Source organism: Methylobacterium sp. J-092, assembly GCF_022829325.1.
Taxonomy (GTDB): domain Bacteria; phylum Pseudomonadota; class Alphaproteobacteria; order Rhizobiales; family Beijerinckiaceae; genus Methylobacterium.
This window is the reverse complement of record NZ_JAKSXU010000204.1, coordinates 1-5,808: the sequence shown is the minus strand read 5'-3', so window position 1 is coordinate 5,808 and position 5,808 is coordinate 1. Positions and strand designations below refer to the sequence as shown.

4 protein-coding genes are annotated in these 5,808 nt (G+C 64.5%); 3 read left to right on the top strand and 1 reads right to left on the bottom strand.

The window, feature by feature from the left end; translation table 11 throughout:
- Positions 1-656: 656 nt before the first annotated feature.
- The 3 genes from MKK60_RS25800 (at position 657) to MKK60_RS25790 (ending at position 3,241) form a co-directional block, all read left to right on the top strand.
- The gene (locus tag MKK60_RS25800) at positions 657-932 is read left to right on the top strand and encodes a DUF485 domain-containing protein (RefSeq protein WP_243989016.1); all 276 of its coding nucleotides are present in this window, start codon (positions 657-659) and stop codon (positions 930-932) included.
- Entirely contained in the window at positions 929-2,536 is a 1,608-nt protein-coding gene (gene actP, locus MKK60_RS25795; protein ID WP_243989015.1) for a cation/acetate symporter ActP, read from the top strand. The genes MKK60_RS25800 and actP overlap by 4 nt, the downstream gene beginning before the upstream one ends.
- 72 nt (positions 2,537-2,608) lie before the next feature.
- Positions 2,609-3,241 carry a glutathione S-transferase family protein gene (locus MKK60_RS25790; protein ID WP_147841562.1) on the top strand — a complete coding sequence of 211 codons (633 nt, stop codon included), beginning with the start codon at positions 2,609-2,611 and terminating at the stop codon, positions 3,239-3,241.
- A 193-nt stretch (positions 3,242-3,434) separates the two neighbouring features.
- Here the strand turns inward: MKK60_RS25790 and MKK60_RS25785 are convergent, their stop codons facing one another.
- Entirely contained in the window at positions 3,435-4,568 is a 1,134-nt protein-coding gene (locus MKK60_RS25785; protein ID WP_243989014.1) for a cupin domain-containing protein, read from the bottom strand.
- Positions 4,569-5,808: the final 1,240 nt, after the last annotated feature.

Sequence of the window (5,808 nt, the reverse complement as noted above, 5' to 3'; positions counted from 1 at the left end):
GAATCAGGTATATTACTGCGGTTTTGACCCGGTGCATTCCCGCCTCCCCTAACACGCCGCTTTGGACGGGGGTGTGCCCAGGGGACAGGTCAAACACCACACAATTTAAACCCTTTTTCGCCCCCCTCCCACACATTCTCCACGGGAAGCGGACCTACTTCGTGTCGGCCTCCCAAAAGTGGGGCCCAAAAAGCGGGTTGGGTCCCAGGGGGGGGGATGCCCCCCCCCCCCCCCCTGCCAGCCCGTGATCGGATCGGGCGGCGGGGCCGAGGGCTGACAATCGTCAATCGGTCACGCGATGCCGATCTCGAACTCCATCCCGTACCCCGGCCCCTGGTCTGCGTAGTCGATCAAGACGTACCCGCGCACCGCCCAGGGTACATCGACGCTATCGCGGTGTTTTCAGAACATCTGCCCGATCGCAAAGGGCGTCAGCCGGGGATTGCCCTGCGTGAGATGATCGACCCCGGTGCCGATCTACAATACGCATTCGAGATTATAGGACGAGTGTTCCACCAGTGACTGGACGAAGGCCGGACGCCGCCGCGTCCGGTCCAGCCGTGGGATCGATGGACCCGCGCTATGGTACGCCGCGTGCATTGCTTGCCCGGCGCACGCCGAGGAACCGCAAGCGTGCGGCAAGCCGGAGCACGGGCGTGACGACACCGATCCCTTCCCCGAAACCGGGCGCGGCGACAGAATCGATTCGTCTTGGCGTCGGCCTCACCCTAGTCCTCGTCGCGGCCTATTTCGGCTTCATCGGGCTGTCCGCCTTCGCGCCGGTCATGCTGGCCCGGCCGGTGATGACCGGCGGCACCGTGACCTGGGCGTTCGCCTACGCCTTCGGGGTGATTGGCCTCGGCGTCGCGCTCACCGGGATCTACGTGCTCGCAGCCAACCGCGCTGAGACCCGTCGGAGCCTCGCCCGATGATCCGGCTCGGCCTAGCGCTCGTCCTTTGCACCCTCGCCGGCCCCGCCCTCGCCGCCGGCCCGGGCTCCGGCCTGAACCTCACGGCGATCGGATTGTTCGTCGCCTTCGTGGCGCTCACCCTCTGGATCACGTGGTGGGCTGCCAAGCGCACCAAAACGGCCGACGACTTCTATACGGCGGGCGGGAATATCACTGGCTTTCAGAATGGGCTGGCGATTGCTGGCGACTTCATGTCGGCCGGGGCCTTCCTCGGCATCACCGGCCTCATCTTCGCCTCCGGCTTCGACGGGTTGATCTACGCGGTCGGCTACACCACCGGCATGCCGATCGTGGTGTTCCTTCTGGCGGAGCGCTTGCGCCGGCTCGGGCGCTACACCTTTACCGACGTGGTTTGCATTCGGCTCTCCGAACGTCCGATCCGGATCTTCTCGGCCTGCGCTTCGCTAGTCGTGGTGGCGTTCTACCTCATCGCACAGATGGTGGGCGCCGGGCAGCTCATCCAACTCCTGTTCGGGCTCGACTACCTCTATGCCGAGTTCGTCGTCGGCATCCTGATGATCTGCTACGTGATGTTCGGCGGCATGGTCGCCACCACCTGGGTGCAGATCGTCAAGGCCGGGCTGCTGCTCGTCGGCGGCACACTGATCGCGGTGCTGGTGATGGCCGCCTTCCGCTTCGATTTCGGCGACCTGCTGGCCCGTGCCGCCGCCGTTCACCCGAAGGGCGCCGCGATCCTCGGTCCGCAATTCCCGGCCAAGGATCCGGTCTCGGCGCTGTCACTGGGCCTCGCCCTGATGCTCGGCACCGCTGGGCTGCCGCACATCCTGATGCGTTTCTTCACGGTGCCAGATGCGCGCGCCGCCCGCGTCTCAGTGTTCTGGGCCGCGACGTGGATGAACTATTTTTTCGCGCTCACCTTCATCCTCGGATTCGGCGCCATCGCGCTGACTGCCGGCAACCCGGCCTATGTCGATGCGCTCGGAGCGCTCCGCGGCGGCGGCAACATGGCGGCGATCCACCTCAGCCACGCTGTCGGGGGCGATGCCCTGATGGGCTTCATCTCGGCGGTGGCGTTCGCTACCATCCTCGCGGTGGTGGCGGGTTTGACGCTCGCCGGCACGTCTGCCGTCAGTCACGACCTCTATGCCAGCGTGTTCTGCCGCGGACAGGCGAGTGAAGGATCCGAGGTACGGATCTCGCGCATCGCCACCTTCGTGCTGGGCCTCGTGGCGATCGGTTTGGGTATCGCCTTCAAGGGCCAGAACGTCGCCTACATGGTAAGCTTGGCGTTCGCCATCGCCTGCTCCTCCACCTTCCCGATCCTACTGCTCGCACTCTACTGGCGCGGGCTGACGACGACCGGCGCCGTCGCCGGCGGCGTCGTCGGCTTGGCGAGCGCATTGGGCCTTACCGTGCTCGGGCCGGCGGTATGGGTGAAGGTGCTTGGCTATGCGGCGCCGATTTTCCCTATCGACCCGCCGACGCTGGTCACCCTGCCTCTGGCGTTTGCCACCTGCTGGGCGGTGTCACGGATGGATCGCAGCGCGCAAGCCGCCGACGACCGCGCCCGATTCGATCGGCTGGGCGCGCTCCCCGCCGAATAGGCTTTACGCGACGCCGCCGCCGCGGACTTCGACGGACCGCGGCACCTGCCAACCCATGAAAAGACGCGGCCCATGTACCAGCTGATCAGCGCCACACCGAGCCCCTACGCGCGAAAGGTCCGCATCGCGCTTGCGGAGAAGGGCCTGCCCTTCGACCTGCTCACTGAGGTTCCGTGGGATGCTGCCACCTCGCTGCCGCGCCACAACCCGCTGGAGAAGTTGCCCGTGCTGCTGCTGCCGGACGGCAGCAGCGTCTACGAATCGAGCTACATCCTGCAATGGCTGGAGCTCAAGCATCCCGAGACGCCGCTGCTGCCAGCCGATGTGCACGGAATCCTCGCGGCACGAAAACTCGAGGTGCTGTGCGACGGCATCTGCGATGCGATGGTACTGACTTTTTTCGAGCGCCAACGCGAGGGCGGCGCGAGTGCGCCGTGGCTCGCCCGCCAGCGCCGCAAGATCGATGGGGGGCTCGCCGAGATTGCCCGCCTCGTCGGCGATCGGGACTTTGCGGTTGGGGACCGTTTCTCGCTCGGCGACATCGCCGCCGGCACGGTGGTCGGCTACCTCGCGGTGCGGTTCCAGGAGTTGCCCTGGCGCGACACGCACCCGAACCTGGCAGCCCTCAGCAACCGGCTGGAGCGCCGCCCGTCGTTCCAGGCGTCTGTGCCCTACGCTCAGACCATCACCGACCGGGTGGTCTAGGGGCAGAGATTTGGCGCTTGGTATCCACCATGAATGTCACTGTTGGGTGGATTTCTGCCGGACTGCTTTCGGGCGGCTAAACGGTATAATCATTTGTCTTATATGATAATTCGGTACAGCAGATTGTCTTAATTTATGAAGGGTGAGGTTTTACATAAGAACCTCACCCTTCCAGTCAATATTAGGATTTCGATCAGCTCTGCTTCAGCTTCGTGATCGTCTCGGTCGGCACGCCGGCGAAGTTGTTGGACACCAGATAGTTCGGGCTGGCCTTGATCCAGGCATCGAGGTCGATCTCCTCGAACTTGCCGTTGTCCCAAGTCTGGATGATCTCCAGATCCTCGTCGCCGACATTCTTGATCGCGTGGCCGAAGCCCATCGGGATGTAGGCCACATCGCCCGGATTGAACTCTGCGACCTTGCCGCGACCGCCCGAGCCGAACAGCGCCACCTGGCCCTTACCCTTCAGGTAGAAGTGCCACTCGTTGGCATTCACGTTCCAATGGAATTTACGCATCTGGCCGGGGCGAATGGTCATGACGCCGCCCGACATCGACTTGGAAACCGGCCACTCGTCGACGGTCGCAAGACGGAAGGTCCCGCCGTCGAACTCGCGCACGGCGCGCGGGTCCTTCAGGAGCCGGAACTTGTGGGTGGATTCCTTCGGCCAAGGCGCATCGAGCGCCTGGGAGAGCGGGATGACCGGTCCGGCTTGGATGTAGGCCTCGCCCTTCGGGAAGGCGTTGAGCGCTTCCTTCGGCAGCCCAAAATTCTCCGCCAGCATGTCCTTCGGGGACACGTCGACCCAGTCGGTAATCGAGAAGGTGCCGTGCTCTGAGAAGGCGCCATTGTCGAACGATAGGATGAAGTGGCAGGGCTTGTCGCCGATCGTCTGGATCGAGTGGCCGTGGCCCTTCGGGAAGAACCAGAGGTCGCCTGGCTCGTAATTGTTGATTTCGCTCGCCCCTGACGGATCGAGCACAACCGTCTGGCAGCGGCCGTCAATCACGTAGGCCCACTCGGCGGCGATGGCGTGCCAGTGCAGCTCGCGCGAGGCGCCGGGATCAAGGAACATATGGACGCCCGCGATCCCCTTGCTGATGGGGAACTGGTGAACGGTCGCTTCCTTGGCCCACCCGCCCGACGTGACTTTCGGGACGTTGCCGTCGAGGGAAAAATGGAAATCGGGCATGGCGCCGACATCCTTAGGGTCGTGGTAGGCGACTTGCGCGCCCGGGGGGAGCTGCTGAACGTCACGGCCGAAGCCGCCCGCGCCCGGCGCGCCGTGATCCGTTGTTGCTGCAGCAGCCTGCTGCGTCAGCGCCATTAGGCCACCGGCTCCGAGGGCGGCGGTTCCCAGAAACGCGCGTCGGTTAGCGTCCATCGTTTGTGTCCCAAATCTGGCTACAGCAAACCCGAGAGAGCTGGGTCTTTGCTGCGCTGGAGTACGTGAAATTTTGTATGCCAAAAACTCACGTAGTCGTGATGGATGATTACGAGGGATCGAACGTGCCGGCGTGCCGTATAGCTGCTTTTGGGAAATGTCCTGCATGGTGCAAGCGGCCGGTATGGGTCGGATGCGGAACGTCCGCTTCTGGACGAGATGCCGGATCCCGTCGGTCATCCTTTGCGATCCCGATCGGTGTGCACTGAATGGCCGATCCTAATCATCAACTGGATCCGTGACGCGCAGGATCGGTGTACGCCCGAAGCGCCGCCGGGCGGATCACGCTCGGTGTCCCAGATGGGGCAGAACGTTACCCTACGACCTGCCCATCGTTGCGCGCATTGAGGCACGGCGCAGCCGTCCCCTCGCAGTCATCAGCGCGTCTACCGCTCGTCCGAGTTCCAGTCCGACCTGCTGGTCGAGGCGCTGCGCGATCTCGCGGTCTGCGTGATCGTCGAAGCCTGATCGGCGCCCCTCGATCCGAGCTCGGTTCGGAACGCGGCGCTGTCGTCGGTCTCGGCTGAGAAGTAGCCGTGCCGAATCGCAGTGCCGATGCGTAGGCTGTCGGCGACGTGGTCCTGATCGAGCACGCTGGTCGGACATCATCCGTCAGGATGATAGCGCGCGGATCGGCGGAGGTGTGGAGCGTGGGCGGTACCGCGGATGCGAGCCGCCGCGTCGGGTGAACGATCGTCATCGCGTACGAGCCTGCCATGCGAGAGCGGCAGGATGTATCCTCGTCCGGTGGGAGGGCGTGCCGTTCTTCACGAGGGCACTGCCACGTGACACACCGTGGCAGTGCTGTGGTCGCCAGCCTCAGCTTTCGCACATCTCCGGATCGAGACCCGGATCGACCTCTCACGGGGGTTGCAGATGGCTCGGCGTCATGGATGACGGGTTTGCCCGCCGCGGATCGCGCCGCGGGCAAACCGCTGATGCTGTGCTCGATCAGAACAGTCTGTCGAGCTTGTTCGGGGATTTGATCGGCCCCCGCGAGGTGGTCCAAGGGTGAAGTTAGTGCACGGTGGGCCGCTCCGCCACGAGTAGCTTGGCCGGCGGAGCTGGTCGGGCGAGCGCAGCCGGCCAAGCGGAGAAGGCTGGCACGAACACCTCCGGTGCC